Genomic DNA, 21,020 nt, shown 5'->3' with positions numbered 1-21,020 from the left:
AAAGGGTCGGTCGTGCGGGGTCAGTCGCGCGGGGCGCGGCCGACGACGAGGCTTGCGTTCTGGCCGCCGAACCCGAACGAATTGGAAAGGGCGGTCGCCGGCTCGGCGCTGCGCGCCACATTCGGCACCGTGTCGAGCGGAATGGCCGGGTCCGGCGTGTCGTAATTGATCGTCGGCGGCAGCACGCCGCGGGCAAGCGTCAGCGTGGAGAACACCGCCTCGATGGCGCCGGCCGCCGTCAGCGTATGGCCGATCATCGACTTGTTCGAGGAAATGGGCGTCGTGGTGACGGCGTCCCCGAATACCTTCGACAGGCCGGTATATTCCATGCGGTCGTTTTCCGGCGTCGAGGTGCCGTGCGCGTTGATATAGTCGATATCCTCGGGCTGCAGGCCCGCATCGGCCAGCGCGCGCTGGACCGAGGCCACGATGGGCGTGGCGTCGGGCTTGGAGCGCGTGCGATGGAAATCGTCCGCCGATTCTCCGTGGCCCAGCATGATTCCGAGTATGTTCGCGCCCCGCGCGCGGGCCGATTCCAGCGATTCCAGCACTACCGCCCCGGCGCCTTCCGCCATGACGAAGCCGTTCCTGTCCTTCGAGAAGGGGCGGGATGCCTTTTCCGGCGCGTCGTTCGCCGTGGTCAGGGCGGACAGCAGCGAAAAGCGGATCAAGGCTTCGGCGCCGACGGAGCCGTCGGTGCCGATGGCGATTGCGCGCGAGGTCTCTCCGCGCCGGATCGCTTCGATGCCGAGTTGGATCGCCGTCGTGCCGGAGGCGCAGGCGGTGGACAGGGTGACCGGTAGTCCGCGCGTGCCGAAACTGTCGGCCAGACGCTCGGAAATCCCGCCGAACAAGGTCAGCCGGTAGATGTCGGGTGCATGCCGCCGGGCAGCCAGCAGCATCAGCCGGTCGTAGCCGGCCTCCTCCAGGACGGCATCGGGCAGGCTGTCGAGATAGAGCCTCTGCGACCATTCGAGCTCGATGGGGGGGGCGGCGAGGAACAGGGGTGCATCGAAGCGGCGCGCGTCGAGCCCGGCGCTTTCGATGGCTTCCGTTCCGGCCGCTTCGGCCAGAGCATAGGACAGGTCGATACCGCTCCACGGCTCCACGTCCATGAAGTCGACGGTGCCTGCGATGGTTGTGCGCAGATTGTCGGTGGGAAAGCGGGTGATCCGGTGGATGCCCGAACGCCCCTGCGTCAGTGCGGTCCAGTTTTCTTCCACGCCGCGGCCGAGCGAGCTGACGACACCGACCCCGGTGATGGCGACGACCGGCCGCCCGAATGTGTCCAGAGTATCTGCGCTCATTGGCTTAACCTATCGCCTCGAGAAGGCCGACACCTTCGCCGCGGACATGCCCTATGGTCGTTACCAGGGCCTGTCGCGGCGTAAAGTCTGCCGGCCGCTCTTCACCGCCATCGGCCGGCGCGGGCATCGCCCCGCGCGACACGGCCGCCGCGGCCAGCGCCAGCCCCATGCCGAATTGCGCTTCCATGCCGTGGCCCATGGCATTGCCGTAGGCGCGCAGCGCCGCGTCGGGATAGCGGGCGGCGATCGCGCGGCGCTCGACATCCGTGATGGGCTGCAGCCCCGTCGCCCCGGACAGGACCATCAGATCGCGCGCGTCGGCGCCGCTGTCGGCGAACATGCGGGACAGACGGGCGGCAAGCGCCTCTTCGTCCCGCGGGCCGCGATCACCCCCCACGAAGCCAAGCTTCGCATAGGCCGGCACGTTGCGCTCTGCCGCCGACTCGGCCGATTCCAGAACCAGGAAGGCGCCCATGGCCCCCGGCGTGAAGCCGCCCTTGCCACTGCGCGAGAACACCGGCTGCCAGGGCGCATGCAGCAGGTAATCCCCCAATTCGTAATTGACGAGGATATCCTTGCGCTGCGCCGAAAACGCCCCGCCGACGAGGCAGATGCGGCTCTGGCCTGCCGCGATGCGGGAGGCGGCCACATGAAAGGCCGATATGCCGGCGCTTTCCTCGCCCATGAAGGTGCGCGACGAGCCCGTCACCTTGTGGACGATCGAGATGTTGCCCGCCATGAGGTTGGACAATTGCGCCAGGAACAAGGTGGGCCGAAGCTCGGTCATCAGCAGTTCGTTGATATCCGCGCGCGGGTCTTCCGCCCCGCGCGAGCGCGCCATCACAAGCGCATCAACGGTCTCGTCCCGCTCGCCGCCGCCGGCCGCGACGATCATGTCGATCGTGGAGCGGAAGGCTTCGTCCTCCGGGATGGCGGCGTCGTCCAGCGCCAGCCCGGCAGTATAGGTGCCGAGCTTCTGCCAGGTCTCCATCTGGCGCAGATCGCCCTTGCGCTCGATCTGCGTCGACCAGTCGATCGGAGGAAGCGGATGGACGAGCGCCGGCGCATAGGCGCCGGCCTCGATGATGGGCTGGGGCGCGCTGGCGCCGGCAAGCTGGCGCAGATGAGTCTCCACGCCCTCGCCCAGCGAGGATACCAGCCCGATGCCGGTGACGACGACGGATTGCTTGGCCATGACGGGCTTGCGCCTCAGGCTGCCTTGGCGGCGCGCAGTTCGTCGATCTTGGCGCAGAGGTTCTTCATCACGAAATACTCTTCCGTGTCGACCTGGCCGTCATTGACCTCCTGCGTCCACTTTTCCAGTGGGATCTTGATGCCGAATTCCTTGTCGATCGCGAAGACGACGTCGAGGAAATCGAGCGAGTCGATGCCCAGATCGTCGATCGTATGGCTTTCGGGCGTGATCTTGGAACGGTCGATCTCGCTGGTTTCGGCGATGATGTCGGCGACCCGGTCGAACGTATTGGACAAGGTTCCATCTCCTGATGCTGGCTGCCCGATCGATGCGCAAGGACGGCAGCGATTTTATGACGTTTCGGGCCACGAATGGTGTCGTGCAGCACCTAATGCCGCGCGGCTTTGCGCGCAAGCTATAAGGTCTTGCCTGCCATTTTGCAAAGAATGAAACCGCCGGTATTCAGGGCGCGACGGACTGGCAGACATCCACCCAAAGGCCATCGACGATCTCGGCAAGCCGTTCGGGCGCAATGCGCACCGCGCTGTTGCGCGAACCGGCCGCAGGCACCACGACGTCCCATGCCCGCAACGACTGGTCGCAATAGACCGGCAGCGGAGCGGGCAGGCCGAAGGGACAGACCCCGCCGACGGGATGTCCCGTCACGGCCTCCACCTCTGCGGCGTCCAGCATGCGGGGCTTGCCGCCCAGAAGTGTCTTGATCTTGCGGTTGTCGAGCCGCGCATCGCCCGCCGCGACGACGAGGACGACCCTGTCGCCCACGCGCAGGGACAGCGTCTTGGCGATCTGTCCGGGCTGGACGCCGTGGCCGGCCGCGGCCTCGGCCACCGTAGCCGTGCTCACCTCCAGCTCCAGGACGTCGATCTCGGGGGCGCGCTCCTTCAGGAAGGCGCGTACGGATTGAAGGCTCATCGGGATGGCTCTTTCAGGGACGGCCCAGGCGGTCGATCAGTGCCATGGCGGCTTGCGGGTTCTTTTCCTTGGCGCCGCTGATGACATAGAGGAACACGTCGCGGGCGGCCGCCGTGCCTGCCGGGCGTACGGGCGCCAGCTCGGCCGGGACTTCGCCGCGGGACAATGCGCGCGCCGCCTCCGCCCAGCCGGCAAGGCGATCGTCCGGGTAGCCCAACGGCTCGTCTGCCACCGTACCCATGATGCGCAGGTAGGAGAAGCCGGCGGTCTGGTCGCCGATGAGCGGGTATTGGCTGTCCGCCGCGGTGACGATGGCCACGCCGCGCGCCGTGCACAGATCGACGAAGCGCTCGTCGCGGAAGCTTTCATGACGCACTTCCACCGCGTGGCGAAGCGGAAGGCCGCCGGCGGCCTCGGGAAGCAGGCGCAGGAACGATTCGAACTCTTCGGGATCGAAGCGCTTGGTGCCGGCGAACTGCCAGTTGATCGGGCCAAGCCTGTCGCCCAGCTCCGCAAGGCCACCTTCGGTGAACCGGCTGATCGATTCGCCGGCTTCCGCCAGGTTGCGCCGGTTGGTGGCATAGCGTGGCGCCTTGAGCGCGAAGACGAATCCGTCCGGCGTTTCGTCCCGCCACTTGCGGAACGTCTCCGGGCTCTGGGACCGGTAGAATGTTCCGTTGACCTCGATCGTCGTCAGCCTGCTGCTTGCGAAAGCAAGCTCGCGGGAGTGGGCAAGGCCCTTGTCGTAGAAGCTGCCGCGCCAGGGCTCGAAGGTCCAGCCGCCGACACCGACCCGGATCGAGGGGTTGACTGACATGGACTTTGCCTTTTCACCGAACGCTGTTCTCGTTTGGAGCGCACAGTGACTGTATCCATCTACGGAATCAAGAATTGCGACACCATGAAGAAGGCACGTGCCTGGCTTGACGCGCAGGGTGTCTCCTATGTCTTCCACGACTACCGGTCCGAGGGGGTGGAGCCTGCCCGCCTGCAGGGCTGGATCGACGCGCTCGGCTGGGAGGTGGTGTTGAACCGCGCCGGCACGACGTTCCGCAAACTGCCGGACGAGGCAAAGTCCGGGCTGGATGCGGAAAAGGCGCGGGCTTTGATGCTCGAGCAGCCGTCGATGATCAAGCGACCGATACTGGAGGCCGACGGCGCGCTTCTGGCCGGCTTCAGGCCGGCGGAATACGAGCGGGTGTTCGCCTAAAGGTCCGGGCGCCCGGAAAGGGCGCCCGAAGTGTGGCCATCAGGACGGGGGCTGCTGATCGCGGACCTGATCCAGGATGGTGTTCTGCGCCAGCACCAGGGCCTGGATGCAGCCATTCTCGTCGGAGCGCGCCTTTGCGGCCTCGGCCTCGCCGACATGCGTCTTGGCTTGTGCGGTCTCCAGTCCACTCGATTCGGCCTGGCCAACGAGCTGGTTGATTTGCGGGAGGGCTTCCGCGCAGGTTGGGGATGACGCCTGCGGCGCCGTGGCGTCCTGGGCGAGTGCGGGTCCTGCTGCCAGGGCGGCAAGGGCGCCCACCAGTATCCAAGGCTTCACTGGCTTACTCCGTGTTCGGTTCCTGTTTGCCGGCACCGTGCGATGCGGCGAGCGGAACCTCGTCACCGGGTGTGGCGACAACACGCAGCTCAGATGGTCATTGCTTGACGATTTTGTGAAGGGCAGGGCGACCGCGCCCGATTTCGCCCGATTCACACATTGGGCTGCTGTTCCAACGCACGCCGGGGCGGCTCAGCCTGGACGGCCCGGATCAGATCCTCGATCGCCTGCATCTTGGAACGTTTGAGCGCTTCGCGTGCCGAGATGACCCCCGAGAGATAATCGGCAAGGATGACGGTGAGCGGCATGTGGAAATCCCCCGATTCGCATGTTGAAAACAAGGGTAGAGTCTGTGGATAATTTTGCCATAGCCTCGCCACAAATGGTTAACGCGCGTTGCAATTCCGACTCACATGAACGAATGCGGAACGCTTACCGATCAAGGGTTTCGAGCGGGCGATAGGCTATTTATCCTCAATTGCAGATTGTGCCGTTTTCGCGGCCCAATCATGGCCGTGGCGGCTGCTTGTCTTCGATGACGGTGGCAACTTCGGGGACGATCGTGGCCGTCGGTGCGCGCCCCTTCTTCTGCTCCCGCAGGAAGATGAACATGCCGGACCCGATGATGAGGACCGCGCCGGCCAGGAGGGCCGGCTTCGGCTCGTCACCGAAGAACAGCGTGCCATACACGATGGCCCACACGATCAACGTATACTGATACGGCACGACCACCGATGCCTCGGCCAGCCGCAGGGATTGGTTGACGCAGACATGCGCCAGCATCGCAATCAGGCCGAGCAGGACGAGCAGCGCGAAGCCGGACAGGTCGACCGGCGCCCAGTCGAACGGGGCGACCACCAACCCGAAGAGGAGGGCACCGGCGGTCTGCCAGCTGATCAGCGTCGTGCCGCTGGCACCGGACAGCGAGCGGGTGGAGATGATCAGCAGTGCGTAGGCGAGGCTGCCGGCAATCGCCAGCAGCGCCCCGGTGGATGCCTCCTGGAAGCTGGGCCCGAGGGCTATGACGACGCCCAGGAATCCGACGAGAACGGCGGACCAGCGCCGCCACCCCACCGGCTCGCGCAGGATGAGGGCCGACAGCGCCGTCACGTAGATCGGTCCTGCCAGGTAGAATGTCATGACATCGGCAAGCGGCAGATAGAACAGGGCGGCATAGAACAGGGCGACTTCGGCGGTCGAGCATGCCATGCGCAACACGTGGATGCCCCGGCGCTCGGGTGTCAGGATCGTGTTGCGCTCGCGCCAGATGAAGGGCGTCAGCATGACGAGCGCCGCTGCGCTGCGAATCAACAGGATCTGCCCGATGGAGAAGGTGGCGATCAGGAATTTTCCGAGCGCGTCGTTCGATGCGAACATGAAGACGCCGAACAGCATCAGCCCGATGCCCGCCAGAGAATTGGTGGCCGGTGCCATAGAAGACTTGCTAGACATGGTGTTTCCGAAACGGCCCTCCGACCCGATGCCTCTGGCGTACCACCTTCCGCATCGGTGTGCAGGCCCTATTTCCCTGCCGACTTCAGGAAAGGGACACGATGGCGAACGCACCGGTATCGCGACGTGAACGCCAGGCGAAACGCGCAGGGTATGCGGGTATCGCGCTCTTTTGCGCCGCCTGCGTTTTCATGATTTCCGCACTGGGCTATTATCTCTGGCATTTTCTGACACAGGTGTGATCGCCCCTTCGGTTGACGGATGGGCCGCGCCTTCGGCAGCCGCCCCGCACCGGCAGGTCCTTGCCGCGCCGCAGGTTGGAAGGCAACGGCAGCCGTCCCTGCGGTGCGACGGTGAGTGTGACAGGCAGTTGCATTGCCGCAACAGGGTGTTGCGAACCTGCATGGCGCCCTCAAAGCGGCGCGTTGTCCTGCAAGCGAGAAAACTCCAGATTGCAGTCAGTCAGATAGATCAAGGTTCAGAATGTCTCATAACCTCAGCCGTCGCGGCTTCATGGTTGCCGCGCCGCTTTTCCTTGCCGGATGCGCGACCGCCCAGACCAGCAGCCCGGTCCAGCCGGCGCGTCCGGCGATCCCGCAGCAATATCTGTCGATGTACGCCGCGATGCAGGACGGAGAATTCGCGCTTCCCGCGATTGACCTGACCGGTGTGGACCCGCAGTACTGGCGCCGCGTGGTGCGGTATTATGGGCCGGAAACGCCCGGCACCGTGGTCGTGGACCCGGAACGGCGCTTTGTCTACCTGGTGCTCGAAGACGGCGAATGCGTGCGCTACGGTTGCGGCGTGGGCCGTGCCGGCTTCGGGTTCAAAGGGGATGCCGTCATCCAGCGCAAGGCGCAATGGCCCCGTTGGACACCGACGCCGAACATGATCCGCCTGGACCCGGAGCGCAACGGCCCCTTTGCGGACGGCGTACCGGGCGGGCCGGCCAATCCGCTCGGGGCCCGGGCCCTCTATCTGTACCGGGGTGGCGTCGATACGCTGTACCGGATCCACGGAACCAACGAGGCCTGGAGCATCGGGCGCTCGGTATCGAGTGGCTGTATCCGCCTGTTCAATCAGGATATCATCGATCTCTATGGACGCGTTCCGACCGGCGCACGGGTCGTCGTGTTGCAGCCGGGTTCGGCGGACCGGTCAGGGAACCCGGCAACGCCGGCCGAGGTTTAGCCACGGTTCATCAAGGAGGGTACGGTGGCTCAGATACACTACAGGATCGTCGAGCATGACGGCGGATGGGCCTACAAGGTCAACGACGTCTTCTCGGAAACATTCGCGACGCATGACGACGCGCTGGCCGCGGCAAAAGACGCCGCCGCACGGCAGGCGTTGAGCGGCGAGACCGAAGGCATCGTGTTCCAGACGGCCGACGGCAAGTGGCACAGCGAAGTTTCGCGCGGGGACGATCGTCCGCAGGCCGATGTCGAGGACGAGGATGTGGCCGAAGGCACCGGGCGCTGACCGGGAGAGGCTCGATGCGCCGCGTTCCGGCATTTCTGCTCAGCATCGCGGTTCTTCTGATCCTGTCGGGCGGTTCGGGCGCGCAGGTCGCGACGCCCAATTTCATCGACCAGGCGCAGCGGGGCGCGGCGGCGCAGACGGCTGCTTTGCCCGCCCGCATCCGGTTTCTGACGAGCGTGGATTTCCCGCCCTTCAGCTTCCTGGATTCGCGCGGGCTGCTGACCGGCTTCAACGTCGATCTGGCGCGCGCCGTCTGCGAGGACATGTCCGTCACGGATAGCTGCCAGATCGAGGCGCGGCCCTTCGACGAACTCGAGCCGGCGCTGCTGGCCGGGGAAGGGGAGGCGATCATCGCCGGTGTCGCGATCGACGCCGCATCGCGCGCGCGGCTGGCCTTTACCCGAACCTATCTGCATTTTCCGGCGCGATTTGCAGCGCCGTCCGGTTCGACGCTCGGGGACGATCTTCCCGCTTCGCTGGACGGACAAAGGGTGGCGGTCGTCTCCGGCACGGCGCACGCGGCGATGCTGGCGGCGTTTTTTCCGGCGGCCATTGCCGTGCCCGTGCAGAACGCGGCCCAGGGCCTGTCGGCCATGCGGCGGGGCGATGCGGCCGTCTATTTCGGCGATGGCATCGGCCTGTCCTTCTGGCTGGCCAGCGAGGCAGCGGCCGATTGCTGCCGATTTATCGGCGGCCCCTATCTGTCGGACCGGTATCTGGGCGAAGGGCTCGCCTTCGCGCTTGCACCGGACGATGAAGAGCTTGCGGCGCGCTTCGACGAGGCGTTGCGGCGGGTCGTGGCCAGCGGGCGGTTCTCGGAGCTGATGCTTCGCTATTTCCCGATCAGCGCCTTCTGATCGTTGGATTTGCCTTGCGCCCGAAATGCTTTAGACGATGCCTCGAACGCAACGGCAAGCATGGCGAGTGAAGGCATGGATACGGAACTTCTGAACGAGGCCCTGAGGTCGAACGCCTGGCCTTTCGAAGAAGCCCGCAAGCTGTTGCCCAAGGTCGAGGGGCCGGACGCGAAGTCCGAAATCCTGTTCGAGACCGGCTACGGACCGTCGGGCCTGCCGCATATCGGAACCTTCGGCGAAGTCGCCCGGACCACGATGGTGCGCCATGCATTCCGTGTCCTGACGCAGGACAAGGTCAGGACGCGGCTGATCTGCTTCTCGGACGATCTCGACGGCCTGCGCAAGGTTCCGGACAACGTCCCGAACCGCGAGCGCATGGCGACATTCATCGGCAAGCCGCTCAGCCGCGTGCCCGACCCGTTTTCCGATGCGTACCCGTCGTTCGGCGCGGCCAACAATGCACGCCTGCGGCAGTTCCTGGACCGGTTCGGCTTCGATTACGAGTTCGCTTCCGCAACGGACTACTATACGTCCGGGCGGTTCGACGCGATGCTGCTCAGGATGCTGGCGGTCTATGACGAGGTCATGGACATCATCCTCCCGACGCTCGGGCCCGACCGGCGTGCCACCTATTCGCCTTTCCTGCCCATCAGCCCGCGCAGCGGCAACGTTCTGCAGGTGCCGATGGTCGATCGCGACGTCGAGCGCGGCATGATCGCCTATCTCGACCCGGACACCGGCGAACGCGTCGAGACCACCGTTACCGGCGGCGCCGTGAAGTGCCAGTGGAAGGCCGATTGGGCCCTGCGCTGGGCGGCGCTGAAGGTGGATTACGAGATGGCCGGCAAGGACCTGATCGACAGCGTTACCCTGTCGTCGCGGATCTGCCGCGCGCTGGGGCAGACGCCGCCGGAAGGGTTCAACTACGAACTTTTCCTCGACGACAAGGGCGGCAAGATTTCCAAGTCGAAGGGCAACGGATTGACCATCGACGAATGGCTCACCTATGCCTCGCCGAAGAGCCTGTCCTTCTACATGTTCAACAAGCCGAAGGCGGCCAAGAAGCTGTATTTCGACGTCATCCCGAAGGCCGTCGATGATTACTACGCCTTTGTCGATGCCTACTGGCGGCAGGATGCACGCCAGAAGCTGCAGAACCCGGTCTGGCATGTCCATTCCGGTTCGGTGCCGCAGAAGGGCGTGGACGTTCCCTTCGCCATGCTGTTGAACCTCGTCTCGGCCTCGAACGCCGGCGACAAGCAGACCCTGTGGGGTTTCATCTCGCGCTATGCGCCGGGCGTGACGCCGCAGAGCGCGCCCGAGCTGGACGAACTCGTCGGCTATGCGCTCGCCTATTTCGAGGATTTCGTCAGGCCGGCCAAGGTATTCCGCGCGCCCGACGACATCGAGCGGCAGGCGTTGGAAACGCTGGACGCAAAGCTGGCCGCGCTGCCGGCCGACGCCGATGGGGCGGCCATCCAGGATGCCGTCCTGGATGTCGCCCGGCCCATCCAGCGTTACCAGGATGCGTCGAAGAAGGGGCCGGATGGCGGCCCCGGCGTGTCCGTGGAATGGTTCCAGGCGCTGTACCAGATCCTGCTTGGGCAGGAGCGCGGCCCACGGTTCGGCTCGTTTGCGGCGTTGTATGGCATCGACGAAACACGCGCGCTCATTCGCGCGGCGCTGGACGGAACCTTGCGATAGGTCCTGAGGCTGACGGCTACTCTTCGTAGCGCCAGAGGCCGCGCTCGTCGCGGCGCGCCGCCTGTGCCGCGTTTTCATAAGCGCCTCCGGGGACCGGGCGCGCCCAACCCTGCATCACCAGCCAGCGGGCCACATCCTCGCCGCCGACGTGGCAGGCGGCTTCGACGCCGCCCTCACGCGCATCCGCCGGTACGTTGCAGGACAGGCTGCGGCCACGCAGCCAGCCGCGCAGCGCGGTGCGCGCCTGTGCGCCGCACGGTGCGGACACCGTGCCGAGGCTGCATGTTTCCTCGAAGGGCAGGCTTTCGACCCCGGCAAGCGAAATCCGCAGGCCATCGGCCTCGAAGTCCGTCGCCGTCACCGCCACCGCGCGATGGAAGATGCGCTCCGGATCGGCCGCCGCCGGGGAGGGGGCCGGCTGCGGCTCGGGCGGGGCCTGCGGCTCCGGCTCCGTTTCGGGCTGCGGGGGCATGCCGGTGGTTTGCGGCAGCGGCTCCCCGCGGCTTGCGGCCGGGGGCGGAGGCGGTGTGGCCTGTCTCTGCCGCTCGGCGAGCCGCTCTGCGCGGCTTGGGCGATCCGGCCATTTCGGGAAGCCGGAGACATCGGGCAGGATCAGCAGCACTATCAGGCACATCAGCAGGAGCGACGCGGCGATCTTGATTGCCTGACTTATCGAACGCATACGCGGCATCCTCGAACGTCTACTGGCTTGCCCAGTCGATCCTGGCCATATGGCGAATGGCCTTGCGTGCGAAGCGAACGACCGGCAGCGCCGGGTCCAGCGGCGCGATCTCGACACGGCCCGGAGCGTTGCGCCTGACCGTGCCGACGATGAAATCATCGCTGTACAGCACCGCGAGGACACGCTCGCCGGGCCGCGCGGACGTGTCGGGCGTCAGCAGCAGTATGTCGCCCTCGGCATAGCGGGGCGCGAACTGCCGCTCGTTGCCGACCTCCAGCGCATAGGTGCCGAAGGAAGACGCGTCGATCTTGATGTCGAGCGATACCGAACCCGGCCCGGTCACCGGCCCGTCCGAGCCGAACTGCCTTGCATCGGTAAGGTGTGCGCCGGTGGCCAGCGGCAACGATACCTTTATGGAGAGCGGGCGCGTTATGCCCAGGAAATCTTCCATGCTCGTTCCGGTGGCCGACAGCACCTTGGCGACGGACTCGGTCGAGGGCCAGCGCGGCCGCCCGTCGATCGACCGGCGTTTGGATTTGTTGAAGGAGGTCGCGTCCAGCCCAGCCTGCCGCGCCAGCGCGGATGGAGTGAGACCGCGCGTCTCGGCCAGACGGTCTATGGCCGCCCACCATTCGTCGTTCGATAGCATCGGTCTCTCGTCGCAAACCCGGCAATTCAATTACCACTACTCAAGCAATATTATTGTGCAACCATGAGATTCAATTCCCCGCTTTGCGGAACATTGACTCAAATCTGGCATTGACGTTGCTGCCCATGGCAATCGAGACGATTATGCGGCGTTCGAGCTCGAAGACGGACCGGCGGCAAGGGGGCATCCATGGTGGTGAAGAGTCTGCGTTTCGCACCACATACGAGCGAAGAGACCAAGCTGCGCGCAAGCGAGCCCGGCAGAGGGCGTGCGGCCAAGGGTCCATGGCATATCCCCTGGAAAGGCTGGAAGGATATTCTGGCGCGGCTCTACGTGTCCTTCTTCGAAGACCGGATCATGCTGATCGCCGCCGGCGCCACCTTCTACCTGTTGCTTGCGCTGTTTCCCGCGCTGGCCGTGTTCGTATTTTTCTACGGCATGATGGCGGATCCCGCGACCATCGCCGGGCATATCGAGTTCCTTGGCCGCTTCCTGCCGCAGGCCGGGCTGGAACTCGTCAATGCGCAGCTTGAATATCTCGTCAATCAGGACAGGTCGTCCCTGTCGGTCGGGTTCGTGACCAGTCTTCTCTTCGCCCTGTGGAGCGCGAACAACGGCATCAAGACACTGTTCGAAGCGATGAACGTTGCTTATGGCGAGCAGGAGGAGCGCAGCTTCCTGAAGCTGAATATCGTCGCCCTGTGCTTCACGATGGGGGCCATCTTCATCATCTCGGTGATGTTCACGGCCATCGGGTTGATCCCGGCGATCATGGGCGTCATCGGCGCTTCCAATTTCACGGACGATCTCGTCTTCATCGGACGATGGCCGATCCTGTTCGCGCTCGTGGTCGCGTCCATCGGGATGATCTACCGCTACGGGCCGAGCCGGGCGCGAGCGCGCTGGACATGGGTGATCTTCGGCGCGACGCTGACGGCGACCGTCTGGTTGATCGCGACGGTGGGCTTTTCCTGGTACCTGCGCAATTTCGCCAATTACAATGCGATGTACGGCTCTTTAGGGGCGGTCATCGGCTTCATGATGTGGGTATGGATTTCCTCGGTGATCTTCATCCTCGGTGCCGAGATCAACGCCGAGATGGAGCATCAGACGGCCGTGGACACCACGGTTCGCGGCGACACGCCCCTGGGGATGCGCGGCGCCCGCGTTGCCGATACGATCGGTGCGCGTGCCGGAGGGGACAAGCCGCCGCCTACCGAGAAGCCGGGCCTGTTCGGCTGGTGGCGCAAGCGGGGCCAGGAAAAGGGCTGACCCCGCCGCGCGCCGTCGCCGTCAGGCCGCTTCGGCCTGGCGGGCAGGGCGGAACCGGCCGTAGAACCTCTGGCCGGCGGATGCCATCTCGTGCAGGAGAGGGATGGGCGCGAACCGCTCCCCGTGCCGCTTCTCCAACGCCTCGCACAGCGCAACGAACGCCTTGACGCCCATGCCGTCGATATAGGACAGGGCCCCGCCGGTGTAGGGTGCGTAGCCGAAGCCGAGGATAGACCCCACATCGGCCTCGCGCGGGTCGGTGACGACGCCTTCGGCCATGGTCCGTGCAGCCTCGAGCGCCATGGTGACAAGAAAGCGCTGCTGCAATTCCTTCACATCGACATCTTCGGCGTTCTGCTGTGGGTAGAGCTCCTTGAGACCCGGCCATAGATGCTTCCTGGCAGGCTTTGCCGGGTAGTCGTAGAAGCCCTTGCCGGCCTTGCGGCCGAGGCGGCCTGCTTCCACGAGGCGGTTGACGAGGTCGAAATGGCGCTTGTCCACCGCCGCTTCGCCCAGGTCTGCCATCGTGGCCTGCATGATCCTGCGGGACAGGTCGATGGCGACCTCGTCGTTCAGCGCCAGCGGGCCCACCGGCATGCCGGCCATGCGGGCGGCATTCTCGATCATGGCAGGGGGTACGCCTTCGACCACCATGTCGTAGGCTTCCGACATGTAGCGCAGCACGCAGCGATTGGCGAAGAAGCCTCGCGTGTCGTTGACGACGATCGGCGTCTTGCGGATGGCGCGGACGAAATCCAGTGCCGTGGCCAAGGCCTCGTCGCCCGTCTTTTCACCGAGGATGACTTCCACCAGCATCATCTTGTCGACCGGCGAGAAGAAATGGATGCCGACGAAGCGGGTCGCGTCCGGGAAGCTTTCCGCAAGCCCGGTGATGGGCAGGGTCGAGGTGTTGGACGCGAAGATCGCGCCCGGCTTCATGGCGGCGGCGGCCGCCGCGATGACTTCGGCCTTCACCTTGCGGTCCTCGAACACGGCTTCGACCACGAGGTCCACGTCCGCAAGTCCGTCATAGCCGTCCGCGGGGGTGATGCGGGACAGGAGCGCGTCGGCGTCGGCCTCCCTGGCGCGACCCTTCTTGACGCGGTCGGCCATCAGGGAGGCCGAATGCGCCTTGCCCTTTTCGGCAGCCGCGATGTCACGGTCGACCAGCAGCACCTCGATACCGGCCATGGCCGAAACATAGGCGATCCCGGCGCCCATGAAGCCGGCGCCGATAACGGCGATACGCTTCGGCTGGCGGTTCGCCATGCCCTGCGGGCGGCGCGCTCCCTTGCCGAGCTCCTGCATGGAGACGAACAGCGAGCGGATCATCATGCCCGCTTCGGTGGAGCGCAGCACGGAGGCGAAATAGCGTTGCTCGACCTTGAGGCCGAGGTCGATCGGCAGGAGAAGGCCCTCGTAGACGCATTTCACGATGGCGCGCGCACCCGGATAATTATCCTGCGTTTCCTTGCGGTAGAGCGAGGAGACCGCCGGCCAGAGCTGCGCGCCGGCAGCGGAATAGACGGGGCCGGACGGCAGCTTGTAGCCCTTCTGGTCCCAGGGCTTCACGGCGGGGATGCCGGCCTTGAGCATCGCCCTGGCGGTTTCCACAAGCTCTTCCGGCGCGGCGACCTTGTCGATGAGCTTCATGGCCAGGGCCTTGTCGGCGCCGATGGCCTCGCCCTTCAGCAGAAACTGAAGCGCCGCCTGCGTGTCCAGCATGCGGGCGATGCGCTGCGTACCGCCGGCGCCCGGAAAGATGCCGACCTTGACTTCCGGCAGCCCCATCTTGGCGCGCGGGGTGGCGACGCGGCCGTGGCAGGCGAGGGCCAGTTCGAAGCCGCCGCCCATGCAGGTGCCGTCGATGGCGGTGACGACCGGCTTGCCGCACGTTTCGATGCGGCGCCAGAGCGCGCCCATGCGTCCGCAGCGCTCGAACAACTGGGACATCGCCGCGTGCGGATCGATTGCCTCCAGCTTGCGATAGTCGCCCAGCATGCGGCCGAGCATCTTGAGATCGGCCCCGCCGGTGAAGCTGCCCGCCTTGCCCGAGGCGAAGACGATGCCCTTGACCGCCTCGTCTGCGACGAGGCCGTCCAGTGCCGCCTCGATCTCGTCCATCACCTCCTCGGTGAAGACGTTCATCGAACGGTCCGGCATATCCCAGGTCAGGAGCGCGATGCCGTCGCCATCGACGGCGAGGGTGAAATTGTTGAAGTCCATGTCTTTTCCTCCCCTTACACGCGCTCGATGATGGTTGCCGTGCCCATGCCCGCGCCGATGCACAGGGTGACGAGCGCGGTCTGCTTGTCCTGCCGCTCCAACTCGTCCAGCACGGTGCCCAGGATCATGGCGCCCGTCGCGCCGAGCGGGTGGCCCATGGCGATGGCGCCGCCATTGACGTTCATGACGGCCGGATCGATGTCGAACGCCTGCATGTAGCGCAGCACCACCGCGGCGAAGGCTTCGTTGAGCTCGAAGAGGTCGATGTCGGAGAGCTTCATGCCGGTGCGGTCGAGCAGCTTCTGGGTAACGTCGACGGGGCCGGTCAGCATCAGGGCCGGATCGGAGCCAATATTGGCGAAGGCCCGGATACGGGCGCGAGGCTTGAGGCCCAGCGTCTCGCCGCCGCGGGCGGAGCCGATCAATACGCCCGCCGCGCCATCGACGATGCCCGAAGAATTGCCGGCGTGGTGGACATGCGTGACGGACTCGATCTCCGGATGGGCCTGGATGGCGACGGCATCGTAGCCGCCCATCTGCGCGACCATCTCGAAGGAGGCGTTGAGGCCACCCAGCGCCTGCATGTCGGTGCCCGGACGCATATGTTCGTCGCGGTCCAGGATCGTCAGGCCGTTCTGGTCGCGGACGGGCACGACGGACCGCGCGAAGCGGCCTTCCTGCCAGGCGGTCGCGGCGCGCTTCTGGCTTTCCACGGCGTAGGCGTCCACGTCGGTTCGCGTGAAACCGTATTTGGTGGCGATCAGATCCGCCGAAATACCCTGTGGCATGAAATAGGCGGGAATGCCCACCGACGGGTCCATGAACCAGGAGCCGCCCGACATCCCCATCCCGACACGCGACATGCTCTCCACCCCGCCGGCGATGACGATATCGTCCGCGCCCTGCGCCACCTTCGCGGCGGCAAGATTGACGGCGTCGAGGCCGGAGGCGCAGAAGCGGGAGATCTGCATGCCCGGGGCCGAATAATCGTAGCCGGCCTCGAAAGCGGCAGCCTTGGGGATGACGGAGCCGGCTTCACCGACGGGGTCGACGCAGCCGAAGATGATGTCGTCGACTTTTCCCGTATCCAGGCCATTGCGGTCGCGCAGGGATTCCAGGACGCGCGCGCCCAGTCGCACGGCCGGCACTTCGTGCAGGGACCCGTCCTTCTTGCCGCGTCCGCGCGGTGTGCGGACGTGATCGTAGATGAATGCTTCGCTCATTTCTGCGCTCCCATCAGAATTCGTCGGCGCCAAGCGCCATGAGGCTGTCCGCGCCGGAGGCGATGCGCGCAAGGTGCGCCGCCGTCTCGGGCATCAGCCTGTCCATGAAGAAAGCCGCCGTTACCAGCTTGGCCTTCAGGAAGGCTTCGTCCTCCGCGTCTTGCGCCGCGAGCCGCCGGTGCGCCGCCAGCGCCATCCGGGCGGACATGTAGCCGAGGGCCACCAGGCCGAAAAGGTGCATATAGTCCGTTGCGGCGGCGCCGCCATTGTCGGGGCGGGCCGGGCCGTTCTGCATCAGCCAGCCGGTGGCCTGCTGCAGGTCGTCCAGACCCTTCTTGAGCCCTTTGGTGTAGCGCGCCATAGCCGGGTCTACCCGGTTTCCCTCGCAAAAGCGGCCGACCTCGCCGAAGAAGGACATGATCGCCTTGCCGCCGTTCAACGCCAGCTTGCGCCCGACGAGGTCGAGTGCCTGGATGCCGTTTGCGCCCTCGTAGATCTGCGCGATGCGCGCATCGCGCACGAACTGTTCCATGCCCCATTCGGCAATATAGCCATGCCCGCCAAACACCTGCTGCGCCATCACCGCGCTTTCGAAGCCCTTGTCGGTCAGGACCCCCTTGATCACGGGCGTCACCAGGCTCAGCCACTCGTCCGCCTCGGCGGCTTCCGCCGCATCGCTGGAGCGATGGGCTATATCGCCCTTCAGCGCCGAATGCAGGACCAGCGCGCGCCCGGCCTCGTTGATGGCGCGCATCGTCATCAGCATGCGGCGGATATCGGGATGCACGATGATCGGATCGGCGGGCTTGCCCGGTTCCGCCTTGCCGTCAGGGCTGCGGCCCTGCAGGCGTTGCCGCGCATAGTCTGCGGCGTTCTGGTAGGCGATCTCGCCGATGGCCAGTCCCTGTACGCCGACGCCCAGACGCGCCTCGTTCATCATGGTGAACATGGCCCGCAGGCCCTTGTGCGCTTCGCCCAGGAGCCAGCCCCTGGCATCGTCGTAGTTCATGACGCAGGTGGCGTTGCCGTGGATGCCCATCTTCTCTTCGATGGCGCCGCACGACACGCCGTTGCGGGTGCCATCGCCCAGGAACTTCGGCACGATGAAGAGCGAAATGCCCTTCACCCCCTCCGGCGCGCCGTCGATTCGGGCCAGTACCAGATGGATGATGTTGTCGGAAAGATCGTGCTCGCCCGCCGAAATGAAGATCTTCTGGCCGGAGATGGCGTAGGAGCCGTCATCCTGCGGCCTCGCCCGGGTGCGCAGCAGGCCGAGGTCGGTGCCGCAATGCGGCTCCGTCAGGTTCATCGTGCCGGTCCACCGGCCGTCGATCATCTCGGGCAGGTAGGCGGCCTTCTGTTCCGATGTGCCATGCGCCTCGATGGCGGCGATGGCGCCACGCGTCAGGCCCGGATACATGGCGAAGGCCATGTTGGCCGAAGACAGATATTCGTTGACGGCCGCCGCCAGCACATGCGGAAGCCCCTGACCGCCATAGGCGGTATCGGCCGAAAGGCCGCCCCAGCCGGCGTCCCGGAACTGCCTGTAGGCTTCGCGGAAGCCGGAAGGGGTGGTGACGGAGCCATCCGCGGCACGGGTGCAACCCTGCCGGTCGCCCGACTGGTTGAGCGGATGGAACACCTCTTCGGCGAAGCGCCCGGCTTCGTCCAGGATCGCGGCGACCGTGTCGGGCGTGGCATCCTCGAAGCCCGGGCGGTTGTTGTGGGCGTCGAGCCCGACGATTTCGCGCAGAACGAACAGCGTATCGGCAATGGGAGCCTTGTAGAGCGTCATCGAAAAACCTTCCCTTCGATTGACGTTTTCGTAAACGTAAATGCGGTCGCCTGTAAAGCGGACAGGGCGCAAAATTCCGCGTGAGGCGCTGCTCTTTCCCATACATTAGCGCGCAATTAACCATTACCCGTGAAGATGCCGGTGGGATTGACGAGACGCCGCAAGGCGGGCCTTTGCGCCTGTGCCGAGCGTTCGAGGGGACGGAAATGGGCGTAGCCGACAAGGCGAAGGCGGCACGAGGCACCGGCGATCCGCCGGGCGCGCCCAGCGTGGCGACGCTGACCCGGACCCTGGAAGAGCTGGAGCGCCGCCTTGCGCGTCTGTCCACGCAAAAGCAGGCAGACAGCCGCGCACCGGCACCGGCACCGGTCGGCGCCGGCGCTACCCCGGCAGAGAGGCTGCGCCGCATCGTGGACCGAAGCGCGGAATATGCGGCCTCGGCTCCATCGGCGCGAGCCCGATCGAGCGAGGCGATCGACGAACTCGTGCAGGAAATGCGGGCATTGAGAGGCGAGATGCGCAAGGAAATCGCCGCCGGAACAAAGGCCGGACAGGCGACGATGGGGCATGCCTTCGCCACGCTCGAAGCCTCGCTTGCCGCGCGCGACAGTTCCGAGCTGATCGCCGACGGGCTTGCCGCCATGCTGACGCGCATGGCCACGCTTGAGGAGCGCGGCGCGACCAATGAGGCCCTCTCCGAACTCAATAGCGATCTCAACCGCATGCGGACGGTCGTTTCCGGGCTGGCCACGCAGGAAGACCTGACCCGGCACATGGGGTCGGTCACCGGCCGGCTCGACGCGCTTTTGGAAACAAGCGCCGCCGCAGTGGACCGCGGTGCCTTCGACGCCGGTGTCGCCGCCTTGGGCGAACGGCTGTCGAGCATCGAGACGCTCCTGGCGCGGCTGCCGGAGACCCTCGGGATCGAGCGCATCGAGGATCGGCTCAAGGCGCTTGCGGCGCCGTCCGGCCCCATTGCGCTGGACGCTGTCTCGGTCAGCGTCGATCTTTCGGCGCTGGAGGAAAGGCTCGACGAGATTTCCGGCGCGATCCTTGTGCTGGACAGGCCGGAGCAAGGCAGCGACCGGATCGAGAAGCGCCTGGACGCTTTGTCCGGGCAGCTCGACGCCTTCATGGAGCGCCTGGAAGAAGCCGAGGAAGAGCGCTCGCTGCGCCACGCGGAAGCCTTTACCCAGGAGTTGAAGCGGTTGGAGGCCCTGTGGCAGGGCTCCGACGAGCGGGCGGCGGAAACCGAGGCCCAGCTTCTTTCGATTCTCAGGAATATCGCCGACCGGCTGGCGGATCTGGAAACGGAAACCGGGCAGGCCGGGGAAAACGCCGGAGGCACCGTTTTCGACGCCGAGTTCGCCACATGGCAACCGGCCGAAGACGGTCAGGAAGACAGCCTGCGGGCGACCCTCGACCGGCATTTGAAGCGTCGGCGCGCCGACGGGGCGCCGCAAGCGCAGGATGGCGGGGGCGCGGCCACGGCCGATCCGGATGGCGCGACACGCTACGGGCGTGACGTTTCCGACTTCGGCAGCATCCTGGAGCGGGTCCGCCGCCACGAGCGCGCCGCCGGCCTTGGCCCCTCCACCCGGGCGGATTTCATTGCGGCGGCACGGCGCGCCGCCGCGGCGGCCGCGGCGGAAGCCGAAGCCCTGCATGCCGGCAATGGGGCCGGCAACGGCATGGGCGAAAGTCCGTCCGGCCGCAATCGCACGTATCGCAAGCCCATGGTGATGGCAGCCGGGGCCATCATGCTGGCGCTGACGGCACTGCCGATCTCGCGCCTGCAGACGAGCCAGTCCGAGCGTCCGGCCGAGATTGCCGACAACGGTTCCGCGCGGACCCCGGCTGTAACGCAGGAAACGACGGCCTCCATCCCCCGCCCGCTCGCAGCGGGCCAGACCATCGACGACGTGACGAGCGGCGACCTGATAGGACGTCTGGTATCGCATCTTCCGCCAGCGGCGGCGGGGGCCTTGCCGGTTCCGCCGGCCGGTGACACGACCCTTTCCCGCGCTGCGATCGGTGGCGATGCCGCGGCCATGGCTGCCATCGGGGCCGCCGCCATCGACCGTGGGGCTACGGCGGAGGGCCTGTCGTGGCTGGGCCAGGCGGCGCGGCGCGGATACGCACCGGCGCAGTATCGCCTGGGCAGCCTGTATGAGCGTGGCGTCGGCGTGAGCAAGGATCTTTCCCTCGCGCGCGACTGGTATCTCGTCGCCGCGCGCGCCGGCAATGTCCGCGCCATGCACAATCTGGCGGTCATCGATATATCCGGCCTTGCCGGCCCCTCCGACAGGAGCGCGGCGGCGGACTGGTTCCGTATGGCGGCCGATCGGGGCATGGCCGACAGCCAGTTCAACCTTGCCGTCCTGTACGCACGCGGGGCCGGGCTGCCGCGCGACCCGGCGCAGGCCTATCGCTGGTTTTCCATCGCTGCGCGCGGCGGCGACGCGACGGCGCAGCGCAACCGAGACGAGGTCGGGGCCGAACTCGATGCGGCGCAGCGCGCGGCCATCGATGCGGAAGTGGCGCGCTGGCGGCCCGCGACGCCGACCCGTGCCGCCAACGAAGAGCGGTATTCCGGATCTCGTGTTTGACACGACCCTCAGGGTCGGCTTAGTGCGGAGCGGCGCCCTGCCAGACGGTGGACGCATCTCCAGGGATCGAAGGTAGGGGCGCTTGGGG

At 66.1% G+C, this 21,020-nt stretch carries 21 protein-coding genes; 8 read left to right on the top strand and 13 right to left on the bottom strand.

Annotated elements, in window-relative coordinates:
• Positions 1 to 20: 20 nt before the first annotated feature.
• From IGS74_RS16780 to IGS74_RS16760, 5 genes are all read right to left on the bottom strand, one after another.
• The gene (locus tag IGS74_RS16780) at positions 21 to 1,307 is read right to left on the bottom strand and encodes a beta-ketoacyl-ACP synthase (protein ID WP_192387615.1); all 1,287 of its coding nucleotides are present in this window, start codon (positions 1,305 to 1,307) and stop codon (positions 21 to 23) included.
• A gap of 4 nt (positions 1,308 to 1,311) precedes the next feature.
• Complete coding sequence (locus tag IGS74_RS16775) at positions 1,312 to 2,502, bottom strand: beta-ketoacyl-ACP synthase (protein ID WP_192387613.1); 1,191 nt, start codon at positions 2,500 to 2,502, stop codon at positions 1,312 to 1,314.
• Between the two features lie 14 nt (positions 2,503 to 2,516).
• Positions 2,517 to 2,798, bottom strand: a complete 282-nt coding sequence (locus tag IGS74_RS16770; RefSeq protein ID WP_039191744.1) for an acyl carrier protein — start codon at positions 2,796 to 2,798, stop codon at positions 2,517 to 2,519.
• Positions 2,799 to 2,964: 166 nt separating this feature from the next.
• Positions 2,965 to 3,435, bottom strand: a complete 471-nt coding sequence (locus tag IGS74_RS16765; protein WP_039191748.1) for a YbaK/EbsC family protein — start codon at positions 3,433 to 3,435, stop codon at positions 2,965 to 2,967.
• Positions 3,436 to 3,448: 13 nt separating this feature from the next.
• Entirely contained in the window at positions 3,449 to 4,252 is an 804-nt protein-coding gene (locus tag IGS74_RS16760) for a DUF72 domain-containing protein (RefSeq protein ID WP_192387611.1), read from the bottom strand.
• 45 nt (positions 4,253 to 4,297) lie between these two features.
• Here IGS74_RS16760 and IGS74_RS16755 point away from each other — a divergent pair, with 45 nt between their 5' ends.
• A complete protein-coding gene (locus IGS74_RS16755; protein ID WP_039192821.1) occupies positions 4,298 to 4,645 on the top strand; it encodes an ArsC family reductase in 348 nt (115 codons plus the stop codon).
• A gap of 39 nt (positions 4,646 to 4,684) precedes the next feature.
• On the opposite strand, the gene IGS74_RS16750 is transcribed toward IGS74_RS16755, so the two are convergent.
• From IGS74_RS16750 to IGS74_RS16740, 3 genes are all read right to left on the bottom strand, one after another.
• A complete protein-coding gene (locus IGS74_RS16750; protein ID WP_156122302.1) occupies positions 4,685 to 4,981 on the bottom strand; it encodes a hypothetical protein in 297 nt (98 codons plus the stop codon).
• 152 nt (positions 4,982 to 5,133) lie between these two features.
• Positions 5,134 to 5,289 carry a hypothetical protein gene (locus tag IGS74_RS16745; RefSeq protein ID WP_192387609.1) on the bottom strand — a complete coding sequence of 52 codons (156 nt, stop codon included), beginning with the start codon at positions 5,287 to 5,289 and terminating at the stop codon, positions 5,134 to 5,136.
• A gap of 199 nt (positions 5,290 to 5,488) precedes the next feature.
• Positions 5,489 to 6,433 carry a DMT family transporter gene (locus tag IGS74_RS16740; protein WP_192387607.1) on the bottom strand — a complete coding sequence of 315 codons (945 nt, stop codon included), beginning with the start codon at positions 6,431 to 6,433 and terminating at the stop codon, positions 5,489 to 5,491.
• 101 nt (positions 6,434 to 6,534) lie between these two features.
• Between IGS74_RS16740 and IGS74_RS16735 the strand changes: the two genes are divergently transcribed.
• The 5 genes from IGS74_RS16735 (at position 6,535) to IGS74_RS16715 (ending at position 10,476) form a co-directional block, all read left to right on the top strand.
• Positions 6,535 to 6,675: a hypothetical protein gene (locus tag IGS74_RS16735; RefSeq protein WP_192387605.1), complete on the top strand. Its 141-nt coding sequence runs from the start codon at positions 6,535 to 6,537 to the stop codon at positions 6,673 to 6,675.
• A 241-nt stretch (positions 6,676 to 6,916) separates the two neighbouring features.
• Positions 6,917 to 7,624 carry a L,D-transpeptidase gene (locus IGS74_RS16730; protein ID WP_192387603.1) on the top strand — a complete coding sequence of 236 codons (708 nt, stop codon included), beginning with the start codon at positions 6,917 to 6,919 and terminating at the stop codon, positions 7,622 to 7,624.
• 24 nt (positions 7,625 to 7,648) lie between these two features.
• A complete protein-coding gene (locus tag IGS74_RS16725) occupies positions 7,649 to 7,915 on the top strand; it encodes a DUF2188 domain-containing protein (protein WP_192387601.1) in 267 nt (88 codons plus the stop codon).
• Positions 7,916 to 7,929: 14 nt separating this feature from the next.
• The gene (locus IGS74_RS16720; protein WP_192387599.1) at positions 7,930 to 8,772 is read left to right on the top strand and encodes a transporter substrate-binding domain-containing protein; all 843 of its coding nucleotides are present in this window, start codon (positions 7,930 to 7,932) and stop codon (positions 8,770 to 8,772) included.
• 75 nt (positions 8,773 to 8,847) lie between these two features.
• Positions 8,848 to 10,476: a lysine--tRNA ligase gene (locus tag IGS74_RS16715; RefSeq protein ID WP_246722621.1), complete on the top strand. Its 1,629-nt coding sequence runs from the start codon at positions 8,848 to 8,850 to the stop codon at positions 10,474 to 10,476.
• 16 nt (positions 10,477 to 10,492) lie between these two features.
• Here the strand turns inward: IGS74_RS16715 and IGS74_RS16710 are convergent, their stop codons facing one another.
• Complete coding sequence (locus IGS74_RS16710; RefSeq protein ID WP_192387595.1) at positions 10,493 to 11,158, bottom strand: thermonuclease family protein; 666 nt, start codon at positions 11,156 to 11,158, stop codon at positions 10,493 to 10,495.
• Positions 11,159 to 11,177: 19 nt separating this feature from the next.
• Complete coding sequence (locus tag IGS74_RS16705; RefSeq protein WP_192387593.1) at positions 11,178 to 11,807, bottom strand: helix-turn-helix transcriptional regulator; 630 nt, start codon at positions 11,805 to 11,807, stop codon at positions 11,178 to 11,180.
• A gap of 189 nt (positions 11,808 to 11,996) precedes the next feature.
• Between IGS74_RS16705 and IGS74_RS16700 the strand changes: the two genes are divergently transcribed.
• A complete protein-coding gene (locus IGS74_RS16700) occupies positions 11,997 to 13,079 on the top strand; it encodes a YihY/virulence factor BrkB family protein (protein WP_192387592.1) in 1,083 nt (360 codons plus the stop codon).
• 21 nt (positions 13,080 to 13,100) lie between these two features.
• Here the strand turns inward: IGS74_RS16700 and IGS74_RS16695 are convergent, their stop codons facing one another.
• The 3 genes from IGS74_RS16695 to IGS74_RS16685 are packed head-to-tail and all read right to left on the bottom strand — an operon-like array spanning position 13,101 to position 18,323.
• Positions 13,101 to 15,305, bottom strand: a complete 2,205-nt coding sequence (locus IGS74_RS16695; protein ID WP_192387590.1) for a 3-hydroxyacyl-CoA dehydrogenase NAD-binding domain-containing protein — start codon at positions 15,303 to 15,305, stop codon at positions 13,101 to 13,103.
• Between the two features lie 14 nt (positions 15,306 to 15,319).
• The gene (locus tag IGS74_RS16690) at positions 15,320 to 16,528 is read right to left on the bottom strand and encodes an acetyl-CoA C-acetyltransferase (protein WP_192387588.1); all 1,209 of its coding nucleotides are present in this window, start codon (positions 16,526 to 16,528) and stop codon (positions 15,320 to 15,322) included.
• 13 nt (positions 16,529 to 16,541) lie between these two features.
• Complete coding sequence (locus IGS74_RS16685; protein ID WP_192387586.1) at positions 16,542 to 18,323, bottom strand: acyl-CoA dehydrogenase; 1,782 nt, start codon at positions 18,321 to 18,323, stop codon at positions 16,542 to 16,544.
• A 206-nt stretch (positions 18,324 to 18,529) separates the two neighbouring features.
• Here IGS74_RS16685 and IGS74_RS16680 point away from each other — a divergent pair, with 206 nt between their 5' ends.
• Positions 18,530 to 20,932 carry a tetratricopeptide repeat protein gene (locus tag IGS74_RS16680; RefSeq protein WP_192387584.1) on the top strand — a complete coding sequence of 801 codons (2,403 nt, stop codon included), beginning with the start codon at positions 18,530 to 18,532 and terminating at the stop codon, positions 20,930 to 20,932.
• Positions 20,933 to 21,020 lie beyond the last annotated feature (88 nt).

Origin of the sequence: Aureimonas sp. OT7, from assembly GCF_014844055.1 — a bacterium.
Taxonomy (GTDB): Bacteria; Pseudomonadota; Alphaproteobacteria; order Rhizobiales; family Rhizobiaceae; genus Aureimonas; species Aureimonas altamirensis_A.
This window is presented reverse-complemented; position numbering and strand designations above follow the sequence as displayed.

Coding starts and splice junctions, on each gene's coding strand:
- IGS74_RS16735 (WP_192387605.1), top strand. CDS start 6,535: ATGGCGAACGCACCGGTATCGCGACGTGAACGCCAGGCGAAACGCGCA.
- IGS74_RS16765 (WP_039191748.1), bottom strand. CDS start 3,435: ATGAGCCTTCAATCCGTACGCGCCTTCCTGAAGGAGCGCGCCCCCGAG.
- IGS74_RS16690 (WP_192387588.1), bottom strand. CDS start 16,528: ATGAGCGAAGCATTCATCTACGATCACGTCCGCACACCGCGCGGACGC.
- IGS74_RS16695 (WP_192387590.1), bottom strand. CDS start 15,305: ATGGACTTCAACAATTTCACCCTCGCCGTCGATGGCGACGGCATCGCG.
- IGS74_RS16705 (WP_192387593.1), bottom strand. CDS start 11,807: ATGCTATCGAACGACGAATGGTGGGCGGCCATAGACCGTCTGGCCGAG.
- IGS74_RS16740 (WP_192387607.1), bottom strand. CDS start 6,433: ATGTCTAGCAAGTCTTCTATGGCACCGGCCACCAATTCTCTGGCGGGC.
- IGS74_RS16720 (WP_192387599.1), top strand. CDS start 7,930: ATGCGCCGCGTTCCGGCATTTCTGCTCAGCATCGCGGTTCTTCTGATC.
- IGS74_RS16680 (WP_192387584.1), top strand. CDS start 18,530: ATGGGCGTAGCCGACAAGGCGAAGGCGGCACGAGGCACCGGCGATCCG.
- IGS74_RS16710 (WP_192387595.1), bottom strand. CDS start 11,158: ATGCGTTCGATAAGTCAGGCAATCAAGATCGCCGCGTCGCTCCTGCTG.
- IGS74_RS16780 (WP_192387615.1), bottom strand. CDS start 1,307: ATGAGCGCAGATACTCTGGACACATTCGGGCGGCCGGTCGTCGCCATC.
- IGS74_RS16700 (WP_192387592.1), top strand. CDS start 11,997: ATGGTGGTGAAGAGTCTGCGTTTCGCACCACATACGAGCGAAGAGACC.
- IGS74_RS16685 (WP_192387586.1), bottom strand. CDS start 18,323: ATGACGCTCTACAAGGCTCCCATTGCCGATACGCTGTTCGTTCTGCGC.
- IGS74_RS16745 (WP_192387609.1), bottom strand. CDS start 5,289: ATGCCGCTCACCGTCATCCTTGCCGATTATCTCTCGGGGGTCATCTCG.
- IGS74_RS16715 (WP_246722621.1), top strand. CDS start 8,848: ATGGATACGGAACTTCTGAACGAGGCCCTGAGGTCGAACGCCTGGCCT.
- IGS74_RS16760 (WP_192387611.1), bottom strand. CDS start 4,252: ATGTCAGTCAACCCCTCGATCCGGGTCGGTGTCGGCGGCTGGACCTTC.
- IGS74_RS16775 (WP_192387613.1), bottom strand. CDS start 2,502: ATGGCCAAGCAATCCGTCGTCGTCACCGGCATCGGGCTGGTATCCTCG.
- IGS74_RS16730 (WP_192387603.1), top strand. CDS start 6,917: ATGTCTCATAACCTCAGCCGTCGCGGCTTCATGGTTGCCGCGCCGCTT.